The organism is Oceanobacter sp. 5_MG-2023 (assembly GCF_030548165.1).
In the GTDB taxonomy this organism is placed as follows: domain Bacteria; phylum Pseudomonadota; class Gammaproteobacteria; order Pseudomonadales; family Oceanobacteraceae; genus Oceanobacter.
The window spans coordinates 97293-123178 of record NZ_JAUORS010000009.1; the positions used below are offsets into that span (position 1 = coordinate 97293).

Genomic DNA, 25886 nt, shown 5'->3' on the forward strand with positions numbered 1-25886 from the left:
CGCCTTCTTTTCCAAATGACATGATGCCCCCCCTCTCTACTACCCATCATTACATTAAATACTAAAAGTTGCCTTTTATCCATTCCGATAACTGTGTAAAGATGCCGGAATGTGATTTACCTTCAATTATAGCTACTGGCTTATTTTTAGCCTGTTTCACAGCGTAAAGAAGTAACCCTACAGCGGTACTATAAATAGGGTTATTAATTACGTCAGTTAACCCGGAAACCCCATGAGGCCGGGCCAATCGGACTGGCATATGAAATATCTCTTCTGCCAATTCAACCACACCTTCCATTTTTGATGTGCCGCCGGTCAGTACAACACCAGCAGGGATTAATTCATCATAGCCGCTACGACGCAATTCTGCCTGAATAAGAGAAAATAATTCATCATATCGAGGCTCGACCACTTCTGCCAAAGATTGCCGTGACAGCTGACGTGGCGGGCGTTCACCAACACTCGGAACATTGATCATCTCATCTTCGTGCGCCAACTGGCGCAAGGCGCAGGCGTACTTGATTTTTATCGCTTCGGCATGCTGGGTCGGTGTTAATAATGCCATTGCGATATCATTGGTCACCTGATCCCCTGCAATTGGAATAACAGCGGTGTGCCGTATAGCGCCATCGGTAAAAATAGCTATATCAGTGGTACCACCACCGATATCTACCATACAGACTCCCAATTCCCGCTCATCATCACTTAACACGGCATAACTGGATGCCAATTGTTCCAGAATAATATCATCAGTACTCAGTTCACAACGTTGTACACAACGTTCAATATTTTGCGCTGCATTCACCGCTGCAGTTACCAGATGTACCTTGGCCTCCAGCCTGACACCGGCCATTCCTACCGGTTCACGAATACCTTCCTGATGGTCGACTGAATATTCCTGGGGCAGAACATGGATCGTACGTCGATCCTGTGGAATAGCGACAGCTTGAGCAGCGTCGATGACCCTCTCCACGTCGGCTTCCGTGATCTCGGCTCCCCTGACGGCGACTACGCCATTGGAGTTTTGTGACTGTACATGGCTGCCAGCAATACCGGCATACACCGAATGAATGGTACAGCCCGCCATCAGTTCGGCTTCTTCAACTGCACGGCGAATTGACTGCACAGTGGACTCGATATTAACCACTACGCCTTTTTTCATCCCCCGACTGGGGTGACTGCCGAGACCAACAATTTCAATACCGCCATCTGATGTCACTTCCCCGACAATAGCAACAATCTTGGACGTTCCTATATCCAGTCCCACCAGCATTTGACCTGCCTGTGCATTTGCCATTACCCGGTTACCCCTGTTGTTTGCCAGCGAATAGCCGCACCCTTGCCATATCTCAAATCCACCTGGCGTACCTCTTTAGCATCCAGCGCTCCCAATAGAGCAATCAGACGCTGTAATCGTTCTTCAAAATACTGGCGTCCAAAACGAACAATCCAGCCATTTGACAATGTTGCATCGACTGCCTGCACCGCATTAACACTCATGCTATTCACGGTCAAACCCTGACCAGTCAAAGCCTGCTGCAGGCGTCGAAAATATTTCACTGATTCATTCTTCACCGGATCAGCCCCGTATAGTCGCATCAGCCCGGTTGTGGCGAATCCAGGCGGTATTGCCGACAGACGACCCGTGGCAGTCAGTAGCTGTTCATCATTCCATAGCGCCACCGGCAACTCCTCATACAACAGTAATTCCACACTGTCCGGCCAGTGCTTTCTGACCGCAACACGGCTCACCAGTGGAATAGCCGCCACCTGCTGCTGAACCTGGTTCACATCCAGAGTAAAGAAACTCTTGTCTCTCACCCACAATAACTGGCGCGCAATATCTTCTGCATTCAAAACATTCAGCCGGCCAACCACCACCACCGCTTGAACCGGCCAGGTGTGATAGGCCTGACGTACAACCACTCCGGCACCGACAAAGAGCAGCGCAATAACCAGTCCGATCCAGACCTGAACGGGAATATGCAGTCGCCGGGTAATTGGCTCACGTCTGACTGGTGTCAGAGTGGCACCGCGTGCTGGTTGCTTGTCCGACATATCAGTGCTTCTTCACTTCTTCCAGCAAGCGGATAACCAATTGCGTAAATGACATCCCCACTGCCCGGGCCGCCATTGGCACCAGGCTATGGTCCGTCATACCCGGACTGGTATTCACTTCCAGTAGCCAGAATTGGCCATCGGCATCGGCCATCACATCCACTCGCCCCCAGCCCTGACAACCAATCAGATCGAAGGCCGTCATGGCCAGTTGCTGCAACTCGGCTTCTTTCTCAGCACTCAGGTCCGATGGCAATAAATATTCTGTGTCTAATGATTCGTATTTTGCCTCATAATCATAAAACTCATGTGACGTTTTCAACTGAATCACAGGCAGTGCCTGTCCCCCCACCAGAGCAATGGTGTACTCGTTCCCGGTAATCCAGCGTTCTGCCAGCACCAGCGCATCGTATTGACTGGCAAATTGATAACTGTCTTGCAGGGCTTGCGCATCATGTACTTTACGCATGCCAATGCTGGAACCCTCATGGGCAGGCTTGACGATGACGTCATGCCCCAATTCCTGAATGACGTGTTGCCAGTCAGATTGCTGCCCCAGTAGCACCGCCGCGGGTGTTGGCAAGCCAGCAGCCTGCCAGATCAGCTTGGTGCGCCACTTGTCCATTCCCAGTGCCGATGCCATAACACCACTACCGGTATAGGGAATCCGGAGCCACTCCAGTAACCCCTGAATGGTACCATCTTCGCCGCCCCGCCCATGCAATGCGATAAATGCCATATCAAAATGCTCACGCGCCAGGCAAGCCGCAATGTCTTCTTGTACATCCACGCCAACAGCATCCACCCCGGCAGCGACCAGGGCGCTCAACACAGCCTCACCGCTGCGTAGCGATACGGCACGTTCAGCAGAAACACCGCCCATCAAAACGGCTACACGACCAAATCCGCTACGATCTGTCATTCATTCGCTCCCTTTGCTTTGGCACGATCAATGGACTCCAACCAGCCAGGTAATTGCTCGGCCAGCCGGGCAGACAAGGAACCAATGTCGCCAGCCCCCTGGGTCAGTAACAAGTCACCGGCTCTGAGCACCCCCGTCAACAGCCCTTCGAGGGATTCGCCACGTTCGATAAATACCGGATCCACCTCTCCGCGCTGACGCAAACTGCCACAGAGTGAGCGGCCATCCGCACCGGCAATTGCTTTTTCTCCAGCGGGATAAACATCCATCAACAACAGGATATCCACGGTCGATAATACTTTGACAAAATCTTCATACAGGTCACGCGTACGGCTAAATCGATGCGGTTGAAACAGCATCACCAGACGGCGGTCGGGAAAACCCTTGCGAATGGCTTCAATCGTCACTTCCAGCTCACGGGGGTGATGACCATAGTCATCCACCATCATCACATTGCCACCTGCCAGTGGATATTCTCCACAGACCTGGAAACGCCGCCCGACACCGGCAAATTTTTCCAGTGCCGAACGGATTGCTTCATCAGGCACACCTTCTTCATCGGCAACCGCAACCGTTGCCAGCGCATTAAGAACGTTATGCCGACCTGGCATCCGCATACGAATATTCAGTGGCTGACGATCCCCTGGCCGCACCAGAGTGAACTCGGTAAACAGCCCCTGCTGAACCACATTGATCGCCCGATAGTCGGCATCTCCGGAAAAACCGTAGGTCACGGTCTGACGGGAAATGGCAGGCAGAATGGAGCGTACTGTCTCGTCGTCAATACAGATCACTGCCAACCCATAAAATGGCAGGTTTTGCAGGAAATCAACGAAGGTCTGCTTTAATCGCTCAAAGTCGCCGCCATAAGTCGACATATGGTCCGCATCAATATTGGTAACGATCGACACCATCGGCTGCAGATGCAGGAAGCTGGCATCACTTTCATCTGCCTCGGCAATCAGGTAACGACTGGCCCCCAAGCGGGCATTGGCACCGGCACTGTTCAACTTGCCACCAATAACAAAGGTCGGGTCCAGCCCGGCCTCCGCAAAAATACTGGTCAACAAGCTGGTCGTGGTGGTTTTACCGTGAGTGCCGGCAACCGCCACCCCATGACGAAAACGCATCAGTTCCGCCAGCATTTCTGCCCGTCGCACGACCGGCTTGCGTTGTTCCAGGGCCGTCGATACTTCCGGGTTGCTGACATCAATCGCCGACGACACCACCACCACATCGGCGCGCGCCACATTGTCTGCGGCGTGGCCAATAAACAATGTCACCCCCAGATTTTGCAGGCGACGGGTCACCGCGGAAGCCCGGATATCGGAACCAGTGATGGTATAGCCCTGGTTCAACAGCACTTCTGCAATACCACACATCCCGGTGCCACCAATACCCACAAAGTGAATGCAACGAATACGCCGCATTTCGGGAATCATATGTGCCAGCGGACCATTCGCCAGCGTCGCTTCTGCAGACGCATTAATCACGGGTTTTCCTCATAATCTGTTCAACAGCCAGTGCGGTTGCATCCGGCCGGGCCTGTGCATGACTTTGATCGGCCATGCCTTGTAAACGGGCACGATCCTTATCCAGCAAGCCTATTGTTTGTTGTAGCCACTCTGGCGTCAGATCCTTCTGTTGACAGATCAGTGCGGCCTGATTGTTTGCCAAATAACCGGCATTGATGGTTTGATGATCATCGACCGCATAAGGGAACGGCACAAAAATCGCCGCTTTACCGACCGCCGCAACTTCCGATACCGTCAAGGCACCGGAGCGACAAATCATCAGATCGGCCCAGCCATAAGCCGCCGCCATATCGTCAATAAATGCAGAGACGTCTGCGACCACATCACTGGCAGCATACGCCGCCAGCATACGCTCAGCATCCCGCTTGCCAACCTGGTGGCGCAAGTTCGGCCGCCCAGCCGCTGGCATCGCTTGCCAACAAGCCAGGACGGCATCGTTCAGGGCCGACGCACCAAGACTGCCGCCCACCACCAGAATATTCAAAGGGCCAGACAAGGGCACGGCACGGGCTGGTAACTCGACCAGTTCACGACGTACCGGATTGCCCACTGTCATCGCGCCAGCCAGAGCACCGGGAAAGGCCTGCAAACTCAAGTGCGCGATGCGGTTAAGCCAGCGGTTGGTCATTCCAGCAATTGCATTCTGTTCATGGATCACCAGAGGCACTCCGGCAAGCCGTGCTGCCACCCCTCCGGGGCCGGCAATATAACCACCAAACCCCACCACGATATCGGCCTTGATGGCACGAATAACCGCCCGTGACTGCCAGGTTGCCAGGGCAATACGCCAGGGGGCCATCATCAGACCCTTGATGCCTTTGCCACGCAAACCTCGAATATTCACTGCATGCAGCGGGTACCCTGCAGCAGGAACCAGATTTTGTTCCATGCCATAAGGTGTTCCAAGCCAGTGAATCACATAGCCTTGTGCTACCAGAGCACGGGCAACCGCCAATGCCGGGAACACATGTCCCCCGGTACCAGCAGCCATAATCAGGGCCACTTTGCTACGACTGGATCCTGAAGGCTTCATGCCCTACCTCCGTTATCTCTTGGTTCCGGCTCAGGCATCAGCATGGCCTCGTGCTTGATTCGCATAACAATACCAACCATGGCACAGGCCAGAATCAGGCTACTGCCGCCATAACTGAAAAATGGCAAGGTCAGACCCTTGGTCGGTAACAAGCCGATATTCACACCCAGGTTAATAACAATCTGTAGTGCCAGCATCGAGCCAATACCGGCGGCAATATACGCGCCGTACAACAGTCCACGCTGTTGGGCAATCCAGACGGTTTGCCAAATCCGTACGACCAGAAAAGTCAGCAAGCCAATAGCCATCAGGCCACCAAACAAGCCTGTCTCTTCAGCCCAGATGGCAAACACAAAGTCGGTGTGTGCTTCCGGCAAATAAAACAGTTTCTGCACACTTTCTCCCAACCCGACCCCAAACCATTCACCACGACCAAAAGCGATCAATGACTGCGTCAGCTGATACCCGGTGCCATATACATGCTCAGGTGCCCAAGGATCCAGATACGCCATCAAGCGCGCAACCCGCCACTCTTCCGACGTTAATGCCACAACCGACAGAGCACCGGTGCCAATCATCAATAAAAAATATTGCCCGGCTTTCACACCACCGAGAAACAGCTGGATCATGGTGGCTCCCAGCAACACGACCGCTGCACCAAAATCCGGTTCCATCAGTAACAACAGCACCATGATAACCAGCACAATCAAGGGTTTGATAAACCCCCAGAAACGCTCACGCACTTCTGGCAAGCGCCGCACCAGATAGCCAGCCACATAAAAAACGGCCGCCAGCTTGGCCAGCTCGGACGCCTGCAACTTGAACAGGACAAAATTCAGCCAACGACGACTGCCGTTAACTTCATGACCAACCCCCGGCACCAACACCAGACACAAGCCCGCAAAGCCCACCGCCAGCATTGGCAACTCAAACTGGCGCCAGCGTGCCAGACTGATCTGGCTGGCGCCGTACAAGGCAACCACACCCAGAATCAGATACACACCATGACGAATCGCAAAATACGCCGCATTACCGGTCAGTTTTTCGCCAATACCGGTAGACGCCGAAGCCACCATGACCCAGCCCAGCACCATCAGCAGCAACCAGGGAACAAAATGTTGATCACGGGCTTGCCAGCGCAGACTGTCAATCATCCATCAGACTCCCGACCAAGGCGCCAAAATGCCGGCCCCGTTCCACGTAATTGGCAAACTGATCCAGGCTGGCACAGGCGGGCGACAACAGTACCCGGTCGCCCGGCTGCGCCTTTGCAACAGCCAGCGCAAACGCCTCAGCCAGATATTGACAGCTATACGTCGGACAACTGTCGGACAGCGTCGCCGCCAATGCTTCACCATCCTGACCAAAACAACACACACCGGCGACCCCCGTGGCACACGCCGGAGCCAGAGGCTGAAAGTCCTGTTGCTTGCCATCCCCCCCTGCCAGCAACCACAACGCACCAGCCTGACCGGTCAGGCCCTGGATCGCGGCCAGTGTAGAGCCAACATTGGTGCCCTTGGAGTCATTGATAAACACCACCCCGTTATGCTCGCCAACCCACTCACAGCGATGCGCCAAGCCGGTAAAACGGCTCAGCGTCATACGGGCCTGGGCCGGACTGACACCAACGGTTTCGACCAACGCCAACGCTGCCATCACATTCGCCAGATTGTGACGGCCATGTATTTTCAATTCCGAGCTGTGTACCAGCTGCATACCGGCACGCACAATCCAATCGCCAGCAACACCATCACAGTCGCCCGCTTGCAGGCCAAAATCATCCTCTGTCGGGGCCTTGATGGTGAAACCGGCGGCTTCAATAATCTCGCCACACGGATTACTGGCCGCATCATCACGATTCACAACGGCCAACTCACAACCAGTAAAAATACGTTGCTTGGCCAGTTGGTAAGCCGCCATCCCCTGATAACGATCCATATGGTCTTCGCTCAGGTTCAGAATGGTCGCCACTCGTGCCTTCAGGCTCGCTGTCGTTTCCAGCTGGAAACTCGATAGTTCCAGCACATACACATCCGGTTGCGGCCCAGCCAATAAATCCAGTACCGGCACCCCGATGTTGCCGCCCATTTCCGCGGCAACCCCGGCATCCCGCAAGATATCCCGGACCAGGGTAGTGACCGTACTCTTGCCGTTGGAACCAGTGATCGCAATCACCGGCACCCGGTTCTGGCGAGCAAACAGCTCAACATCCCCAATCACGTCCACCCCCGCAGCCAAGGCCTGCTGTAGTGCAGGGTCAGACAAAGCCATCCCCGGGCTGACAATAATCTGCTGATAAGCAGACAGGCGCTGACCATCCAGCGCCCCCAGATACAGATTCGCGGCCGGAAAAAGAGTGCTCAGACTGCTCGCTGCCGGGCAATCGGTACGGCTGTCACACAGATCAAACGACCAGCCCATTCGCTGGCAATAGCGCGCCGTCGCCTGGCCTGAGATTCCCAGTCCGACGATCAAGCGTTTGATATCTGCTTCTGCCAGCGTCATAGATACAACCTGTTATCGAATTTTCAAGGTAGCCAGTCCGGCTAGCACCAAAATAATAGTGACAATCCAGAAGCGGACAATCACCCGCGGTTCTGGCCACCCCTTTAACTCAAAGTGATGATGCAGGGGTGCCATACGGAAGATGCGTTTCCCCGTCATTTTGAATGATCCCACTTGCAGGATGACCGACAGGGTTTCGGCAACAAAAATACCGCCCATGATAAACAGCACCACTTCCATGCGAATGATCACCGCCACAATACCCAACGCAGCTCCCAGCGCCAGCGAGCCCACGTCTCCCATAAATACCTGGGCTGGATAGGTGTTAAACCAGAGGAACCCAATCCCTGCCCCTACCATGGCACCACAGAAAACCACCAGTTCCCCAGCGCCGGCAATGTAGGGAATATGCAGATAATTGGCGTAGTTCACATGACCCGCCAAGTAAGCACATACGCCCAATGCCGCGCTGACCATCACCGTTGGCATAATCGCCAGACCATCCAGACCATCGGTCAGATTGACAGCATTACTGGAGCCAACAATGACGAAGTAACTCAGCAGCACAAACATCAGTCCCAGTTGCGGCATGATGTCCTTGAAAAACGGCATCACAAACAAGGTTTCCTGCGGGCTCTGGGCGCTGTAGTACAGATACGCCGCAGCCATCACACCAAACACCGATTGCCAGAAATATTTCCAGCGCCCCGGCAAGCCTCGTGAATTTTTCTCCACTACCTTGCGGTAGTCATCAACCCAGCCAATGGCACCAAACATCAGCGTCAACACCAGCACCACCCAGACAAACCGGTTTTCCAGATTCCCCCACAACAGGGTGCTGACCGCGATCGATAGCAGAATCAGCACGCCTCCCATCGTCGGCGTGCCAGCCTTGCTCAAATGCGATTTTGGCCCGACTTCACGAATCGCCTGACCAATCTGATATTGGTGCAGTTTGCGTATCACAACCGGCCCCAGCACCATCGACACCACCAGTGCCGTAATGACGGAGAAGATACTTCTTAACGATAAATAACCCACGACACCAAAACCCGAGTGCCACTGCGTCAGCCATTCCCCCAGCCACAACAACATAAACCTTATTCCTCTGAATGCAGTTGCAGCGCCCGGACCACAGAGTCCATACCAGCGCTGCGCGAACCCTTGACCAGAACGGTCGTCTGGTCGGGCATTTTTTGTTTTATCAGCGCCACCACCCCATCCCGATCAGGTAACCAATATCCCTGATCACCAAATGCGGCCACAGTGAAGCGGCTCAATGGCCCGGTTGCAACCAGTGCCGAGACTCCCTGTTGGCGTGCATAACGACCAATATCGCTGTGCGCCTGTTCCGCTTCTTCACCCAGCTCTGCCATATCACCCAGCACCAACCAGGCACCGGAGGCGAGGCTTATTACATCAATCGCTGCGCGAATGGAAGCCGGGTTAGCGTTATAACTGTCATCAATAATTTGCCATTGATTCTGCCCGGCCACGGCCTTCATTCGACCAGCCACAGGCACGGCAGCCTGCAATCCGGCGGCAATCATAGCCGGAGTCATGCCCAATCCCCGGGCTGCCGCAAAAACAGCCAGCGCATTGCTTACATTGTGCTGCCCCGGGAAAGCCAGACACACATGTTGCGACCAACCCTCATGACGGCTATGCACAACAAAATCACTGCCATCCACACGGCATGCCACCTCGCTGGCAAACAAATCAGCGCTGGCCGATAAACCAAACGAGACAACCTGTTTATTGCCCGCCCGTGTTTGCCACGGTGCAAATGCCGGATCATCGGCGTTCAACACCACGATGCCGTTAGCATCGACGCTATCAATCAACTCGCCTTTGGTTTGCACCACCCCGGCCAGAGAGCCAAACCCTTCCAGATGAGCAGCACCCGCGTTAGTGATGATGCCGATGGTTGGTTTGACCAGACAGGCCGTGTAATCAATCTCCCCTGGGCCACTGGCACCCAGCTCCACCACCGCCGCTTCATGCTCCGGTTGCAAAGCCAGCAGGGTTTTGGGTACCCCAATGTGGTTATTCAGATTCCCCGGTGTCATCCAGGTAATAAATTGTTGCTCAAGCACCTTCGCCATCAGCTGCTTCGTCGTGGTTTTACCTGCACTGCCGGTAATCGCCACAATCGGGCCATAAAAGGCGCCCCGTTGCCAGCCTGCAATCTGACCATACGCCAACAGCCCGTCAGCACAGATCAGACACGGGCCATCCAGGGCCTCCGGCGGTACTTCATCCAGCAAGACGGCCACCGCGCCAGCGGCCAACGCCTGGGATGCAAACCGATTACCATCAAAATGCTCGCCCCGCAGCGCGACATACAAGTCGCCCGACTGGATCTGACGTGTATCCGTACAGACACCAGTACAACGCACATCCACGGCTGGTGTTGCCAGGCCCAATAAAGCCGCCACCTGACTGAGGTTAAAATCAAACCGCATGCTGCCCTCCCCTGGGAGACGGGCTACGCGGCACATACCCCAATGCCGCCAGTACATCGGCGTCGCAAAAAGGATGTTTGACACCAGCAATTTCCTGCCAGGTTTCGTGACCTTTCCCTGCGATCACCACCAGCCCCTGTTCCGGCGCATCAGCCAGGGCCTGGGTAATGGCCTGCGTGCGGTCATGCTCCAGGTGCAAACCGGCTTCACTGGCGCCGGGAACTGCCAGTGCATCAGCAAAAATACGCTGCGGATCTTCAAAACGCGGGTTGTCATCGGTCAGCCAGATGGCATCGGCAAACTGCATGGCGACCGCCATCATTTTGGGCCGTTTGCTCCGGTCTCGATCACCACCACAGCCAAATACCAGCGTCAGCGGTTGCTGCCAGGGCTGCAAGGAGGACAGCACGCTGTTCAATGCATCTGGCGTATGGGCAAAATCAATAATAACCGTCGGGCCAGTACCACTGACCGGCTCGTACACATCCATACGGCCAGCCACAGACTGCAGTCCGGCGGCTGCCTCTGTCAGCGCATCCAGATCGTCACCGGCCGCCGCCAACATGGTGATGGCAGCCACTGCATTGGCGAGGTTAAACACCCCCAATAACGGCAACTCCAGCTGGCGGCATCCCCAAGGGGTGGTTAGCTCAGCACACATCCCGTTGCGGTTCAGGGTCAGCAGACGATAACTGACAGACTGAATCGCTGCAGAGCCAGCGTCGCTTGGTGCTGTACTCGCCTGATCCGTCATCTCGCCATAACTGAAACGCTGCCCCGGAATCTCCGGGTCCGCCAGCAAGCGTTGTCCATATGGGCAATCCCGATTAATCACAACAAACCGGGCGTTGTAATCCAGTAACAAGCGGCGCTTGGACTGGAAGTAACTCTCCATATCACCATGATAATCCAGGTGATCCTGGGTCAGATTGGTCAGTAGTGCGCCCTGGAAATGCATGCCGGCCACACGGCCCTGGTCGAGACCGTGGGACGACACTTCCATTGCCGCACGGCCAGCGCCTTGGGCCGTGGTCTGGGCCAGGGTCCGTAAGACCACCGACAAATCCGGCGTGGTATTACGAGTCGGAGTCAAGGCCGGCCAGATACCATTCCCCAGGGTGCCCAGCACCCCGCAAGGCTTGCCCTGCGCCCGGGAAAGCTGGGCCATATACGCCACGCATGAGCTTTTGCCGTTGGTGCCGGTGACCGCCAGAACCGGTAACTGGCCCGCATCCGGATACCGCCGATACAACCAGCTTGCCAGTTGCGCAGACACTTCTGGTGTCGAAAAAACCGGCACCGCGGTCTGGCCAAAATCACAGCGAAAACCGACGTCCGCCTCTTGTAGAACCGCAACCGCACCCTGCTGAATCGCAGCATTGATATAATCAGCCCCGTGGCTCACCGCTCCAGAGCGGGCAACAAACAAGTCACCGGCCTGAACATCTCGGCTATCGGTAACCATATCGGCAAATTCACGATCCCATTCCGGTGGAATAAACAGATCGTCCTGCAATAATTGGGAAAGCTTCATCTCGGGTCTCCGGCAACAATCAGGGCGGCGGCACTCGAATCGTCCGGTGCAATCTGGCGCAAACGTAACGCTTGTTCCATGATGCGAGAAAAAACCGGAGCAGCCACTTCGCCGCCGTAATATTCACGCCCCTGGGGTTCATCAATCGCAACAACCAGCACCAGGTCAGGGTCGGTCAGCGGTGCAATACCGGCAAACACGGCGTTATAGGTCGAATCCTCGTAACCACTATCACCAACCTTGTGGGCTGTGCCTGTTTTGCCGCCGACCCGATAGCCAGCAACACGAGCACGTCGACCGGTGCCGATATCGGAAGTCACGGTTTCGAGAATATCCAGTACCTTGCGAGCGGTATCCGCCGACATTACCTGCTTGCAACCAGGCCGCGCTTCATTGTCCAGTAGCAAGGTCGCGTTGAAACGACAGCCATGCTGGGTAAAACTGGTATAGGATTGCGCCAGCTGTAACGGCGAAACCGCCATGCCGTAACCGTACGACACCGTGGCCAGACGCAAGTCGTCCATCTGTTCGGGATAAGGCAAGATGCCCACACTTTCACCCGGAAAGCCCAAACCACTGGCTTGACCCAGACCGGCCGCTCGCATGATATTGAACAGCACGTCAGCCCCAAGATCGGCTGAAATCAGGCTCACGCCAACGTTACTGGACTTGGTAATCACACCGGTGACATCCAGTACGCCATAGTTGCGATGATCCCGAATGGTCTTGTTTTTGATACGTAAATAACCCGGACTGGTATCAATCGGGGTATCCGGAGCATAGCGGCCGGAATCCAGCGCCGCCGCGACCGTAAACGGCTTCATGGTTGAACCTGGCTCCAGCACATCCGCCAGTGCCCGGTTACGCATAAACTCCGGTTTTAGCCCGGCCCGGTTATTGGGGTTGTACGATGGCTGATTCACCAGCGCCAGTACCTCGCCATTATGAGCATCCAGTAACACCGCACTGCCCGACGTCGCCTGGTGCTGACGCACCGCAGCCATCAGTTCACGATAGGCCAGATATTGCAGCCGCAGGTCGATGGTCAAGCGCAGGTCATGGCCCGGCTGTGCCACGGACTCCACCACGAGTTGTTTTACCACCCGACCGTATCGGTCACGAATCACGGTACGCCGCCCGCCAGTACCGGTCAGGTAATCGTTATAAGCCAGCTCCATTCCTTCCTGGCCGTTACCATCGATATCAACAATCCCCACCAGATGCGATGTCACCTCTGCGGCGGGATAATAACGCCGGAACCGACTGTCAAATTGCAGCCCGTCCAGCCCCAAAGCGGCAACCCGATCGGCCTGGGCCGGTTGTACCTGACGGTCAACGTAATAAAAGCCACGCCCACGCTGGCGGGCTTCGGTAATTTCCTTTGCCAGTGTCGCGGCGGGCATATCCAGCACGTCAGCCAGTGCACCGGCCTGTTTTACATCAAAAACCTGTGGATTCAGGCTGATATCCACCACCGCAGTACTGACCGCCAATGGCTTGCCAAAACGGTCGGTAATCATGCCGCGCCGGGCAGGTTGCAGTTGGGCACGGACAATCCGTTTTTCGCCTTCTTCAAACAGAAACGGCTGATCTACCGTATGTAACGAGATCAGCCGCACCAGAATCATCACCAGCAGCGCAGCCATCACCAGCAGCACTAATACAAAGCGCCAGCGGATAATGCCCGGAGCAGTATGATCATTCGCCAAGCCTGTCATTGAGGAAGAATCCTGACCTGTTGCGGTTCAATCATATTGAGTTCACGTCGTGCGCGCTGATCGATACGGGCATAACTGGTCAATGCCGCCAGCTCCAGAACCAACCGGGTCTGTTCCTGCTGCAAGGCGTCGCTGCGACTATCCAGAGTCTGCCATTGCTGTACCAGCTGGCGATGACCATGGCTGACGCCGATCTGTACCAGCGCAGAAGCCACAACCACCAACCAGACCAGGACCACTGCCAGGTTCATGACAACCGTTCGGCAATGCGTAATACCGCACTGCGGGCACGGGCATTACTGCGCACTTCGTCATCATCGGGCATGATGGCTTTCCCAATACGTTTCATGGTTTTACCCAGGTCTGCTTCCAGTATCGGGAAGCCGGGAGGTACATCGCGTCCTTTTTCCTGTGCCCGGATAAAGCGTTTCACCATGCGGTCTTCCAGCGAATGAAAGCTGATTACCGCCAGGCGGCCACCGGGTAACAAGAAGTCGACGCTTTCGTCCAGTACCCGCTCCAGATCTCCCAGTTCATTATTCACGGCAATACGGATCGCCTGAAAGGCACGGGTGGCTGGATGCTTGTGACGTTCCCAGGCCGGGTTGGCTTCCTTGATCAGTTCCGCCAGTTGCAGGGTACGGGTAATTGGTGCCGTCGCCCGGGCAGCCAGAATGGCGCGTGCCATACGCCGGGCAAAACGCTCTTCACCGTATTCTCTCAAGACCCGGATAATTTCATTTTCGTCCGTGGTGGCCACCCATTCCGCGGCAGACATGCCCGCATCCGGATTCATACGCATATCCAGCGGGCCATCACGCATAAAGCTGAAGCCACGTTCCGGATCATCCAGCTGGGGGGAAGAAACACCCAAATCCAGCAAAATGCCGTTGATACGCTCGATTCCCCGAGCCGCCATCTCCTGTTTCATATCCGCAAACGAGGCTTGTACGATATTGAAACGCTCGTCTTCCTGATGCAGCTGCTCACCGGTTTCGATGGCCCGCGGGTCTTTATCAAACCCGAACAGTCGGCCATCGGCTGCCAGTTTCGATAACAACAGCCGGCTGTGCCCACCACGACCAAAGGTACCATCGATATAAACCCCGGACGGATCGTTCAAACAACCGTCAACGGTTGGTTCCAGCAACACGGTAGCGTGGGCCAGCTCTTGCAAATTCATATAGACAGACTCTTGAGTTCGTCGGGAAGGGTGTCCAGCGACATGGGTTGTTCCAGATAATCGTTCAGCTGAGTCTCCCAACGGGCCTTGTCCCAGAGTTCCAGCTTGTTGCCTTGCCCCATCAATACACATTCCTTGATCAGCCCGGCGTATTGACGACAGGCTGGGCTGATCAGGATCCGACCGCTGCCGTCGGCGCTGCATTCTGTCGCGTGGCCTTGCAGCAAGCGTTTCAGCTTTTTGGTCGCGGGGTTTAACGTGGGCAGTTGATCCAGCTTGGCTTCAATCTTGACCCATTCCGCGAGCGGGTAAACCAGCAGACAGGAATCCTGACTGTCCACCGTTACCACCAAAACAGACACTTCCTGCTCCTCCAGGGCTTCCCGTACTTTTGCCGGGATTGCCAGACGACCTTTGGCATCCAGATTTATATGGTGCATGCCGCGAAACATAAAAAATCAGATCATCACGGTGCAGATTTCAGGCGTTTTGGTCATTACAGACCCTCGTGTATGTCTTGGTCAAAGCTCAATTCAGGGCAGTGGATATTAGCCTTTATTCCATCCGGTTACTCCCCACTATCTCCCACTTTTGTCTCAAATACGCCACAATTCGACACTTTGTGACACTATAGGAATAGGCTACTCTCATTGCAAGCTGATGAATCCACCTGAAATTTGAAATTTCTTTTAAAGAACAATCAGTTAGCAAGCTTTCTGGCGATGCAAAAAAAACTCACAAACAAAATATTCCAGCGGCTTTGAAGCCTGGCGTCATGACTCAAGGCGATTCCTCACGTTCTGTTACATTCAGATACAATCCAGCACGCTTGCCAGCAGGAATAATCATCGGCCAAGCAGAGCCAGAAACGTCATCACCCGGCACTCCTGTCACCTGTTGATATCCACTCTCGAAGTCACAAACCAGTCATTGCTCCAAAGCATGACTTTTGTTCACACAAGCACGGGGGATCACTGTTCGCCGGACTCCCGGGGCCCATCAGCGGGGAAATAACCGGCAGGATTGACGCCATATCACGAGTACACGCATTACGGGCTGTCCACGGTTGTGAATCCTGGACTCCCGCTTTATCTTTCTGGCCAGCTGCGTATTGTTGAACGTGGTGGCTGGTCTCGTGGTCAATGTACCGAGCAGTAACAATACCCAGGCAACACAGCGTAAAATCCGGCGCAAGCGCCAAGCGCTACGACACAAACTCAATCACCGGAAACCGGACCTCTGAGCCGGCTCCATTATCAAGGAACGTCCATGCCATACCTGGCTCGAGTGCTATTAAAGGGATCTGTCGTCGTATTACCACTGGTGATCACTGCCTGGTTGCTGTGGTCAACGCTGCTATGGCTCGACAATATCGGTCTTGAACTGTTATCCCTGACCGGCCTGGTATTGAGCGATGCCAACTCAGATATTCCCGGCTTTGGCCTGATCGTGATGCTGGTCAGCCTGTTTGTGGTGGGTTTACTGATCCAGTTCAACCCGATCAGCTGGTTACACTCATACCTCGAAGACACCCTGTTACGCTTCCCTGTCGTCAAGACCCTGTACGGTGCAGTAAAGGACTTTGCCGGTATGTTTGACGGCCAGAAAAAACAGTCACAGCCGGTCGTACTGGTTGATATGCCCGGGCCAGGTATTGCCGTCGGTTTTATCACCAACCAAAAGGTACCCCCGGTGGTACAACAAACACGCCCTGACCAGCCCCTCGTCGCGGTTTATCTGCCAATGAGTTATATGGTTGGTGGCTACACCCTGTTTCTGCCCAAGTCAGAGTTGACCCAGGTTGACTGGTCCTTTGAAGATGCCATGCGCTTTGCGATCACTGCCGGAGTATCCCAAAGCCAGTCACACCCCAAACAACCAGTGAACGACAAAACTTCACCGGAGCTGTGATACAGCGCAAATCAGGGGCTGACGTACTTGAGGTATCCTCGAACACCTTTGTATTTTATTACTGGCGGTTTTTTATCTTGACGGGCACACCTGTATTCATGACATTCTGTACTCCGCTCACCCGGCACTCTCCCACCCAGGACGGAAGGTTATGATCAGTGCAGAGCAATTACAGCGGTTTATCCCTTTTGGTGATCTCTCCGAACATGCATTGGAAGAGTTGCTGCCCCATTTCGAGCTGATCCGGCTGACGTCACGCAGCTTGTTGTTCAAACGCGGTCAGCAAGCCGACTACTGTCATTATTTGCTACAGGGCTCCATCGACCTGATCGACGATCATTTTGATGTCACCCGCCAGCACAGCGAGGATGAAGGTAACGTCCTCGCAATCGACGCCGACCATTCCATTCATAAATACTCAGCGGTCGTTGTTGACGATTGCCTGATTGCCCGCTTGCCCAGGCGCTCCCTGCAATTAATCAACACCTGGATTGACGTCGCGCTGGCTGCAGCATCCGATGAAGAAACCGACTGGCTCGAGGCCTTGCTGACGTCCGACCTGTTCAGCCGTATTCCACCCGGCAATATCCAGACATTATTAGCCCGTTTCGACGAACGTCCAGTAACACTGGGGGATGTACTTATCCAGGAAGGAGATGAAGGCCATGAATGTTACGTTATCAAACACGGCAAGGCCGTTGTCACCAGAAGCAATGGCAAGCAAGAAGAAACACTGGCGGCACTCGGCCCGGGTACACTTTTCGGCGAAGATGCACTGATCAGTAACCTGCCGCGCAGTGCCACCATTACCATGAGCAGCAATGGCACGGTGATGGTACTCAGTAAAACTGACTTTGATACCTTACTGAAAATACCGGTGCTGGAATATGTCGACAACGAACAACTCAATGAACTGATCGAAGACAGTGATACCGGCATTATCCAGCTTGATGTGCGCCCCACCCAGGAGCTGATAAAAGAAACCACTTCCCGCGCTCGCAACGTCCCCCTGACCCACCTGCGTAGCCATTTGGACACATTGAATCGCGATTTTATCTACGTGGTACAGGGAGACAACCGGGCCGAAGCCGCCGCCTATATTCTCAGCGAAGCCGGATTTGAGGTAAAAGTTCTCAGATAACAGGCCGCTGTAATTACCCACTCCGTCCAGAAAACAGCCTGATATCACTAGGCGTATAGGGCTTCTGCCCATATAGTTACCGCTTCAGCTACCAACTAGGAAAAGCATGAATGTGGATCAGCACCAGTTGTGAATTTTCCTTTGAAATTTCCGTGCCCACACCGTTTATTCTGATGCTGCGCCCTCGTCGAGGCTCTCAGCAATGGGTCGCACGGGAAGAATACGAAGTGCTTCCCAGCGTGCCGGTTACCGAATTCAAAGACTCCTATGGCAACGACTGCCAGCGACTGATCGCGCCTCCCGGCCCGTTTTCCCTGTATTGCTCAGCAGAAGTCATGACCCTTGAGCATGTCGAGGAAGCACCGGGCAGCTTTTTTGTGGAAATCCAGCATCTGCCAGCGGATGTCCTCAACTATCTGCTGCCCAGCCGCTATTGTGAATCCGACCGTTTTCACCAACTGGCTACCGAAATCACCCAAGGCTGTCTGCCGGGTTATGATCAGGTGGCGGCGATTGAAGACTGGGTGCGCCGTACCATTCGTTATGAACCAGGCACCAGCCCGTTACCGGTATCGGCTATCGAAATCAACCTGCGCCAGTCCGGTGTCTGCCGGGATTTATCCCACCTCTGTATCGCTTTATGCCGGGCACTGAGTATTCCTGCCCGTCAGGTTGTCGGTTACTTGTACGAGCTGCAGCCGATGGATTTGCACGCCTGGTTCGAAGCCTATGTCGGCGGCCGCTGGTACACCTTTGATGCCACTCAATATGGCCGCAAGGGAGCCTACGTGGCTACCGGTTACGGACGTGACGCGACTGACGTGGCCATTTACAACCAGTATGGACCACCGGTGTTTCCGATTGAGCAGATTATTTCTGTTGAAGAGATCAAGCGCTGAAGCTGCCGCTACGGCATGGAGGAAAACAGGGGCAGCCATCAGGCATACCCCGGTTTGTTATGCTTGTCTGCCCGTACACGGCTGGTGCCCTGCCGAACGTGGAGTATCAACCCTGGCCTTATCGACAAGGTCGATAATAATCAGCAAAAATTATTCTGGATACAGGCCTTGACGGCAATAAACTCCTGTTGGATGGCAGACAGCAAGCGACTGGCTTCTTCCCAGTCAACCTCTTCGGTTTTTCTGTCGCGCAGCATATCTTCCAGCTTTTTATTGCAATCCGACAGAGGAATGGCACACACATTGCCGCTGGCTCCCTTGAAGCTGTGGGCCTGGCCTCCCAACCCGGTCACATCCTGTTGCGCCAACGCTTCATTCATTTTAGGTAAGCGGCTCTCGCAATCATCCAGAAACAAAGTGATCAGCTCATCAAACTCCTCTTCCATCACTTCGCGCAACATGTCCAGCGACTCATCATCAAAATGATCCTGTAGTGTCATGAACTACTCCTCCTCCTGGTGAGGCCAATGAATAATCGCTTCCACTTCATTCCCCTTCCCATAATAAGTAATCGATTTGCATATCTGACTCACCAGAGAGATACCTCTACCGGAATACTGATGCTTGGTAACTTCCAGCAAGTCAGAGTCCTCTTCTCGTTGCAGTGACTGATAATCAAACCCATCGCCACTATCAACAAAGCGGACCCGTAGCTGCCCGGTCACGCCATCGCCCTGATGTTCCATATCAATCCGAATCCACTCATCTTCCAGCTGTTCCAGATGTTCCTGGCGCTGCTGGTAATATTTCATAAAACCTTCGGGCGAACGTTTCATGGTGGAATCCAGCTTCAACACCCCATGCTCCAACGCATTGGCAAACAGCTCACCCATAACGGTATACAGCTGGCCACTCATCATACGCAGGCCCGGTACTTCCATCATCAGATGCATCACCAAAGGCAAGGGGTTGAAATTACGCAGACTGACCGGGCCCAGTTCGTAACTGAAAGACCAGTCCATTGGCCCAACATCCGACGTCGTCGCAACCGCTTTAGGGTCGACTTCAACATCGTCCGGCAACACCATCTGAATCTCCAGCAAGGTGATATCATCATCACGTTCACTGTTGTTCTGGAACTCGGCCAATGTTGACTTGATCGTTGGAAAAATCATCTCGGCTGCCGCGGCAGAGTTGATCGCATCCTCAAGCCGTTGCTGCCCGAACATATCGCCAGCCGGATTACGCGCTTCAAGAATGCCATCAGACCACAGCAACAAACGATCGCCCGGTTCCATGGTGTACTCTTGCAAGGAATCAACAAAGCGGCTGTCACCGAACACCCCCAAAGGCAAGTGCTGGGAGCGCAAGGTATGTAGTGACGCATCAGCGACCCGATACAGATAACAATCCGGAATGCCGCCCATCCAGATACTGGTGGATTTGCGTTCAAAATTCATTTCGACCATCACTGCGCAGCAGAAAAAACCCACCGGCAAAATCGAATTCATCTTACGATTCACTTCACGAATAATATCGCGAATGCCAAAACCCTTGGCGGTCATACCATAAAAGATTTCCGCCAACGGCAAGGCACCAATGGCTGCCGGTAGGCCATGACCGGTAAAATCGCCCAGCAGCAGATTCATACTGCCGTTAGGCTGACGTGCGGCCAGCAGGACATCACCATTAAAGACCGCCAGCGGCGAGATCAGATAACGGATATTCGGGGCGGACAGGCAGCCAAGGTGGGCCACATTGTCAAATACCGCCTTGGCTGCTTCCTGTTCCTGGATCAGATGTTCGTTATGGCAAACAATGGTATCGCGCTGTTGCTGCAAGGTCTGATGCATTTCCCGCATGCGGTAGAAAGAGCGTACCTTGGCCTGCAAGACCACCGGATTGTAAGGCTTGTTCAGAAAATCATCGCCACCACTTTCCAGACAGTCCGCCAGACCATAGGCATCGGTCATGGAGGTCAGAAAGATCACCGGCACCATATCTTCGCCAGCCAGCTGCTTGATCTGGCGCGCAGCCTCCTTGCCATCCATCACCGGCATCATCACATCCAGCAGCACGATATCCGGCGATTCTTGCTTGAACAGTGCCACAGCATCTGCACCATTTTCGGCATCCAGTACTTCATGCCCCTGCTTCTGGAGGATACGCCCCAGAATCTTGCGGTCGACCAGGTTGTCGTCGGCAATTAAGATCCGGATTGGCAGCATGTCAGTCGCCTCAGCGAATAGTAAAAAGTTGCTCGAAGTTGGAGATTGTCAAAATCTTTTTCACATCCTGATTACAATTCACAATGCTGATATCTGCTGCATCACCGCCCGCATGATCACGCAGCAGCAGCAACATGCCCAACGCCGAACTGTCGAGGTAAGAGGTTCCTGCCAGGTCCAGTACATAACGCAGTGCCGCTGGCTGGTGCGCATCATAAGCATCCCGAAATGCTTGGTGCACACTGAAATCAAAACGGCCAAATACCTTGATCGTTAATTCTTTACCATCGGCGGACACCAGGGTTTCTACAGTCATTGATCTATTACCTCATATACTCGAGAGCTGCCGCTCCCAAACAGTTTTTTACACCCGATCCTGCTCAAACCGACCAGGCTACAATTATTCTTAATAAACGTTTAGCACACGCTGTTAAATTTGCACAGCTCAGCGCGGTTTTTCCTATATAACAGCCATTATATGCGTTTACATCAAGTAATACCCCTGCCGTTATGCCATCAGCAGCGGCTATCGACGTAAAATGAAGTGTCTGCCAATCGCCACCAGCAACTGAAATATGCCGCACAGAGGCATCATAACAGCCGGTCGGCGCCGATGACTCACTTCAGCCGCGCGATGACGTACAGGGGAAAGAAAAGAAAGAGAAGCAGATGGACGGGGCGCAGGCCGCCACGATCACCAGAGACACACATGATGACTCCTATCGCACCGGCCCGGTGGGTATTGACGTTAGATTGGCAAGCAATCAGCGCTGGCTGTGATCAATATCCATACCCCGGAAAATACTGCAGCGCTCAAACGCTTCCAGCGTTGGCGCCACCGATTTATACAAACAATACTTGGAAACCAGCCGCGACAGCCCTTTGATATCCCGCCCGGTCGCAGCCGGAAATACATCCGTCAGAGTAGCCAGCAATGCCGGGCTGATATCCAGACCAAACTGGCGCGTCATAACGTCCCAGATTTTTTGTCGGTCGTCCCGTTCTGGTGGATGGTACTTGATCAGGGCAATACAGCGCGAGACGATGGCTTCATCGATATCTTCCACCCGATTGGTGGTCAGGAACAGCAAGCCATTAAAATATTCCAGCACCCGCAAAAAGACCCCCACCACCGCATTGGCGGCAATATTGTCATCCCGGCGTTTGATATAGACATCCGCTTCGTCGATCAGCATCACCGCGCCCCAGCGCTGCGCCCGGGTCAGAGTGTCCTTCAGTGCCAGCTCCATTTCCTTTACATTCAGGCCCAGCTGGCCAGAATGTACCCGATATAACGGCCGTTTGATAATCTCCGAATATACCTCTGCCGTCAGGGTTTTACCCACCCCGGGCGGCCCGGCACACAGCACCGTGGTGCCACCGGACTTGCCCTCCACGATATCGTCCATCAACACATCCATTTCTGCGGTCAGAATATCAATCAGATCGGTTTGTTCAGGGGGCAGAATCAGCTTGTCTTTCAACTCGGGTTGATACACATAAGGCGACATATCGTCCACATGCACCCAGACATGATGATGCAACTCCAAGTGAAACATCAGCATATAGCCGTGAACCGGCAGCTGGGTAAAGACATCCTCTGGCACATTGGCCATCAAGGCTTCGACCCGCTGCTCGACCTTCTCGTTGTAGTTCATGCTGCGTCCGGCCTTGCGCAAATACTTGCCCAGAATCTGGCCCGGTGCATCCAGCGTCAGCTCTCGTTCTTTCAGGACTTCTTCATCATTAACCAGCCGGGCAGTTCCTCCACCCGACGACAGCACCACCCGGTTTTTGCGTGACCAGTCGGTGGTACGGTGGCTGGCACCGGGATCTTCCGCAAAAATGCCGGTGCCAGCCCCTGAAAACTGCATGCCGTAATCAGAACGCCAGTCAAAATAGCGGTTCGACGACGCATCGTAGGCCGCCATCAGGGCCGGGGTTTCTTTCAGAAAACCCTTGCTGGCGAAGATTTCGGCCAGCGTATGGCCTTCAATATCACGTTCACGAATCACCAGATTTTCTGTTGCGATGCGGGCCATGGCATTGGCTTTTAATTCCAGCAGAATCCGGCCCGTTTCTTCCTCCCCTGGGGGAGTAAAGTCGATACGCGTGACCAGATAAGCAATGGGTTTCCCCGATGTCACCACCCGGAACAGCCAGCCACGAATGGCATCCTGTAATAAATACTCGGTGATCGCCGCCACCAATAATTCCAGATTACCCGCCTCAAAACGTTCCCCGGCTGTTCCCATGGCCTGCTTCAGAGTGGCGAGTTGCGCAGCCTGACCCGCCATCGATGGCCCGGCTTCCAGATACAGGGTTTCCAGAAAGCCCAGTTGCTCGACAGTCAGCTGGACAAATGGCACCTCGGCCCGATGGCCAAATCGCAGCTGGTCAGCCAGATACGACAAGGTCGGAAAACGCTCAACCAGAGCTTCTACATAAATACGATGAATGTTCAGTTTCATAATCAACACTTGAAAAACGTCAGTTACAGGCCTTGTTGCAAGCGCCAGACCAGTCACTAACTTGTTGATTTTGTGTGGAATAGCAGCCTCAGCTGTCGCAAATCATACAGCCTGAATGTACCAATCAGTGGCACTGAAGCGAAAGCGACAGCCCGAAAGATTGTCTTGTTAATGGCGGTTTTGTTAATAGCGCTGAAACCTGCCTGCAAAACAGACACCCCAAACAAACACCCCAGACAGACGTTCAAAATCAAAGAATCCGTTGACCGATAAATATATATGGAATTTCGTATATATGGTTGTTAGCATGCGCGTATTCACACAGGACACAGCACATCATGAAAGTGTTATTTATCTGCACCGGCAACTCTGCCCGCTCGCAACTGGCGGAAGTGGTACTGCGCAATATGGCCGGCGACCACTTTGAAGTCTTCAGTGCCGGAACGCAGCCGGAAGGCATCGATAGCAGAACACTCCAGACACTGGATAAAGCCGGCTTGCCAACCGTGGGCCTGCGCTCCAAGAACCTGACCGAATTTGCCGCGCAGTCATTTGATTATGTGATTACGCTCTGCGACAAGGCACATCAGGAATGCCGCCAATGGCCAACCGCCGGAGTGACGATGGCCTGGGACTTTCCTGACCCCAAAGCCAGCGATGACCCCCTGGCGTTCACCCGTACCTTGCAGGAAATCAGCGAGCGCATCCGTCTGTTTGTGCTGGTCAACAGCAAGGTCAGCAAACCAGATCCGTCGTTTACGCCGGTCGAATTTTTCAAAGCCATGGCCGATGACACTCGCCTGCAATCCTTGCTGCTGATCGCCGACCGGGGAGAATTATGCGTTTGTGAGCTGATGACCGCCCTGAACGAATCACAACCCAAAATCTCACGCCATCTGGCGCAACTGCGCAAGAACAACATTTTGAAAGACCGCCGCCAAGGGCAATGGGTGTACTACCAACTGCACCCCCTGATGCCCTCCTGGGCCAGGGATGTTTTGCACATCACCTTCGCCAACAACACCGACTACCTGGCAGAGGCGCTGCAACGCCTGTCTGCCGATGCCACCACGACCGGAGACGCTTGACATGAAAATCCTGTATATCTGCACCCACAACCGCTGCCGCAGCATTCTTTCGGAAGCCGTCACCAACCATAAGTCTGACGGCTCGCTGGTGGCCAGAAGTGCCGGGAGCCAACCGTCCGGAGAAGTACACCCACTGTCACTGAAATATCTCGCCGAAGCCGGTATGGATACCACCGGCCTGCAAAGCCAGTCCTGGGATGATCTCGAAGATTTTGCGCCAGACCTGGTAGTAACCGTATGTGATTCTGCCGCCGGAGAAGCATGCCCGGTCTGGTTCGGACAATCCCTCAAGGTGCACTGGGGATTGGAAGATCCGTCCAAATTACAAGGCAGCGATGATGAGATTGCAGCGGCGTTTCGCCATACCATCCAGCAAATCGAAACACGCGTCGACGCCCTGCAGGACATCGCCCGGCTGGATAAAAGCCTGTGGCCAGCCGCACTGGCACAACAGGGGGCCAAATAATGGATCTGCACGATATGTCACTGCCCAACCTCGACGAAAATCACTTCCAAATCCCGAAGCCAGCGTCATTCAGCCTTGCGGGGCCGGAGCATAAGCCGCGTTTCTTGCTGCTGTACGGTTCCTTGCGCGACCGCTCTTTCAGCCGTCTGGTTATTGAAGAATGCGCCCGGCTGCTGGTCCATATGGGCGGCGAAGTCCGTATTTTTAATCCATCCGGATTACCACTACCGGACGATGCCGATGATCAGCATCCCAAGGTCAAGGAATTACGCGAACTGGTTGTCTGGTCGGAAGGACAAGTCTGGTGTTCACCGGAACGCCATGGTTCGATCACCGGCATCATGAAAACCCAGATTGACTGGGTACCCCTGTCGATGGGCGCAGTGCGGCCGACCCAGGGCAAAACCCTGGCCGTGATGCAGGTCGAAGGTGGCTCGCAGTCGTTTAATGCCGTCAACCAGCTGCGCGTGCTCGGCCGCTGGATGCGCATGATCACCATCCCGAACCAGTCTTCAGTGGCCAAGGCCTTTATGGAGTTCGACGACAACAATCGCATGAAACCATCTGGCTACTACAACCGCATCGTCGATGTGATGGAAGAGCTGATGAAATTTACCCTGCTCACCCGCCATAACAGCGCCTATCTGGTCGACCGGTATTCCGAGCGGGTAGAAAGTGCCGAGGCACTGATGCAACGCGTCAATCAACGATCTATCTAGGAGCAAA

24 protein-coding genes are annotated in these 25886 nt (G+C 54.2%); 6 read left to right on the forward strand and 18 right to left on the reverse strand.

The window, feature by feature from the left end; genetic code table 11:
- Positions 1-61: 61 nt before the first annotated feature.
- Genes ftsA through mraZ form a run of 14 tightly spaced genes read right to left on the reverse strand, consistent with a single transcriptional unit; the run spans position 62 to position 15396 of the window.
- On the reverse strand, positions 62-1297 hold the full coding sequence (gene ftsA / locus Q4551_RS08155; protein WP_303433037.1) for a cell division protein FtsA: 1236 nt from the start codon (positions 1295-1297) through the stop codon (positions 62-64).
- Positions 1297-2058, reverse strand: coding sequence for a cell division protein FtsQ/DivIB (locus tag Q4551_RS08160; RefSeq protein WP_303433040.1), 762 nt, complete (start codon positions 2056-2058; stop codon positions 1297-1299). The genes ftsA and Q4551_RS08160 overlap by 1 nt, the downstream gene beginning before the upstream one ends.
- Before the next feature lies 1 nt (position 2059).
- Positions 2060-2980, reverse strand: a complete 921-nt coding sequence (locus Q4551_RS08165; protein ID WP_303433042.1) for a D-alanine--D-alanine ligase — start codon at positions 2978-2980, stop codon at positions 2060-2062.
- Complete coding sequence (gene murC / locus Q4551_RS08170; protein WP_303433088.1) at positions 2977-4422, reverse strand: UDP-N-acetylmuramate--L-alanine ligase; 1446 nt, start codon at positions 4420-4422, stop codon at positions 2977-2979. Before murC ends, Q4551_RS08165 begins: the two co-directional genes overlap by 4 nt.
- Positions 4423-4465: 43 nt before the next feature.
- Positions 4466-5548, reverse strand: coding sequence for an undecaprenyldiphospho-muramoylpentapeptide beta-N-acetylglucosaminyltransferase (gene murG / locus Q4551_RS08175; RefSeq protein ID WP_303433044.1), 1083 nt, complete (start codon positions 5546-5548; stop codon positions 4466-4468).
- Entirely contained in the window at positions 5545-6702 is a 1158-nt protein-coding gene (gene ftsW / locus Q4551_RS08180) for a putative lipid II flippase FtsW (protein WP_303433045.1), read from the reverse strand. The genes murG and ftsW overlap by 4 nt, the downstream gene beginning before the upstream one ends.
- Positions 6695-8056 carry a UDP-N-acetylmuramoyl-L-alanine--D-glutamate ligase gene (gene murD / locus Q4551_RS08185; protein WP_303433046.1) on the reverse strand — a complete coding sequence of 454 codons (1362 nt, stop codon included), beginning with the start codon at positions 8054-8056 and terminating at the stop codon, positions 6695-6697. The genes ftsW and murD overlap by 8 nt, the downstream gene beginning before the upstream one ends.
- 12 nt (positions 8057-8068) lie before the next feature.
- Positions 8069-9151, reverse strand: coding sequence for a phospho-N-acetylmuramoyl-pentapeptide-transferase (mraY, locus tag Q4551_RS08190; RefSeq protein ID WP_303433047.1), 1083 nt, complete (start codon positions 9149-9151; stop codon positions 8069-8071).
- Positions 9152-9156: 5 nt separating this feature from the next.
- A complete protein-coding gene (gene murF, locus Q4551_RS08195; RefSeq protein WP_303433048.1) occupies positions 9157-10521 on the reverse strand; it encodes a UDP-N-acetylmuramoyl-tripeptide--D-alanyl-D-alanine ligase in 1365 nt (454 codons plus the stop codon).
- The gene (locus tag Q4551_RS08200) at positions 10511-12055 is read right to left on the reverse strand and encodes a UDP-N-acetylmuramoyl-L-alanyl-D-glutamate--2,6-diaminopimelate ligase (protein WP_303433050.1); all 1545 of its coding nucleotides are present in this window, start codon (positions 12053-12055) and stop codon (positions 10511-10513) included. The genes murF and Q4551_RS08200 overlap by 11 nt, the downstream gene beginning before the upstream one ends.
- Positions 12052-13773 carry a penicillin-binding protein 2 gene (locus Q4551_RS08205; protein ID WP_303433051.1) on the reverse strand — a complete coding sequence of 574 codons (1722 nt, stop codon included), beginning with the start codon at positions 13771-13773 and terminating at the stop codon, positions 12052-12054. The genes Q4551_RS08200 and Q4551_RS08205 overlap by 4 nt, the downstream gene beginning before the upstream one ends.
- Entirely contained in the window at positions 13770-14024 is a 255-nt protein-coding gene (ftsL, locus tag Q4551_RS08210; RefSeq protein WP_303433052.1) for a cell division protein FtsL, read from the reverse strand. Before ftsL ends, Q4551_RS08205 begins: the two co-directional genes overlap by 4 nt.
- Entirely contained in the window at positions 14021-14956 is a 936-nt protein-coding gene (gene rsmH, locus Q4551_RS08215; RefSeq protein ID WP_303433053.1) for a 16S rRNA (cytosine(1402)-N(4))-methyltransferase RsmH, read from the reverse strand. Before rsmH ends, ftsL begins: the two co-directional genes overlap by 4 nt.
- Entirely contained in the window at positions 14953-15396 is a 444-nt protein-coding gene (gene mraZ, locus Q4551_RS08220; RefSeq protein ID WP_303433055.1) for a division/cell wall cluster transcriptional repressor MraZ, read from the reverse strand. Before mraZ ends, rsmH begins: the two co-directional genes overlap by 4 nt.
- Before the next feature lie 829 nt (positions 15397-16225).
- Between mraZ and Q4551_RS08225 the strand changes: the two genes are divergently transcribed.
- From Q4551_RS08225 to Q4551_RS08235, 3 genes are all read left to right on the forward strand, one after another.
- Positions 16226-16867, forward strand: coding sequence for a DUF502 domain-containing protein (locus Q4551_RS08225; RefSeq protein ID WP_303433057.1), 642 nt, complete (start codon positions 16226-16228; stop codon positions 16865-16867).
- A 151-nt stretch (positions 16868-17018) separates the two neighbouring features.
- On the forward strand, positions 17019-18008 hold the full coding sequence (locus tag Q4551_RS08230; protein ID WP_303433059.1) for a cyclic nucleotide-binding domain-containing protein: 990 nt from the start codon (positions 17019-17021) through the stop codon (positions 18006-18008).
- Between the two features lie 110 nt (positions 18009-18118).
- Entirely contained in the window at positions 18119-18907 is a 789-nt protein-coding gene (locus tag Q4551_RS08235; protein ID WP_303433060.1) for a transglutaminase family protein, read from the forward strand.
- A 140-nt stretch (positions 18908-19047) separates the two neighbouring features.
- On the opposite strand, the gene Q4551_RS08240 is transcribed toward Q4551_RS08235, so the two are convergent.
- The 4 genes from Q4551_RS08240 to Q4551_RS08255 all read right to left on the reverse strand — a co-directional run bounded on the left by Q4551_RS08240 (position 19048) and on the right by Q4551_RS08255 (position 23606).
- Positions 19048-19407: an Hpt domain-containing protein gene (locus Q4551_RS08240; protein ID WP_303433062.1), complete on the reverse strand. Its 360-nt coding sequence runs from the start codon at positions 19405-19407 to the stop codon at positions 19048-19050.
- 3 nt (positions 19408-19410) lie between these two features.
- Positions 19411-21135, reverse strand: coding sequence for a SpoIIE family protein phosphatase (locus Q4551_RS08245; RefSeq protein WP_303433063.1), 1725 nt, complete (start codon positions 21133-21135; stop codon positions 19411-19413).
- A gap of 10 nt (positions 21136-21145) precedes the next feature.
- Entirely contained in the window at positions 21146-21451 is a 306-nt protein-coding gene (locus Q4551_RS08250; RefSeq protein ID WP_303433064.1) for an STAS domain-containing protein, read from the reverse strand.
- Positions 21452-21899: 448 nt separating this feature from the next.
- Positions 21900-23606, reverse strand: a complete 1707-nt coding sequence (locus Q4551_RS08255; protein WP_303433065.1) for an ATP-binding protein — start codon at positions 23604-23606, stop codon at positions 21900-21902.
- Positions 23607-23944: 338 nt separating this feature from the next.
- On the opposite strand from Q4551_RS08255, the gene Q4551_RS16230 reads away from it, so the two are divergent.
- Genes Q4551_RS16230 through arsH form a run of 3 tightly spaced genes read left to right on the forward strand, consistent with a single transcriptional unit; the run spans position 23945 to position 25879 of the window.
- Positions 23945-24694 (forward strand): metalloregulator ArsR/SmtB family transcription factor, encoded by a 750-nt coding sequence (locus Q4551_RS16230; RefSeq protein ID WP_368501375.1) that lies wholly within the window; start codon positions 23945-23947, stop codon positions 24692-24694.
- Position 24695: 1 nt separating this feature from the next.
- Complete coding sequence (locus Q4551_RS08270; RefSeq protein ID WP_303433066.1) at positions 24696-25160, forward strand: arsenate reductase ArsC; 465 nt, start codon at positions 24696-24698, stop codon at positions 25158-25160.
- A complete protein-coding gene (arsH, locus tag Q4551_RS08275) occupies positions 25160-25879 on the forward strand; it encodes an arsenical resistance protein ArsH (protein ID WP_303433067.1) in 720 nt (239 codons plus the stop codon). Before Q4551_RS08270 ends, arsH begins: the two co-directional genes overlap by 1 nt.
- Positions 25880-25886 lie beyond the last annotated feature (7 nt).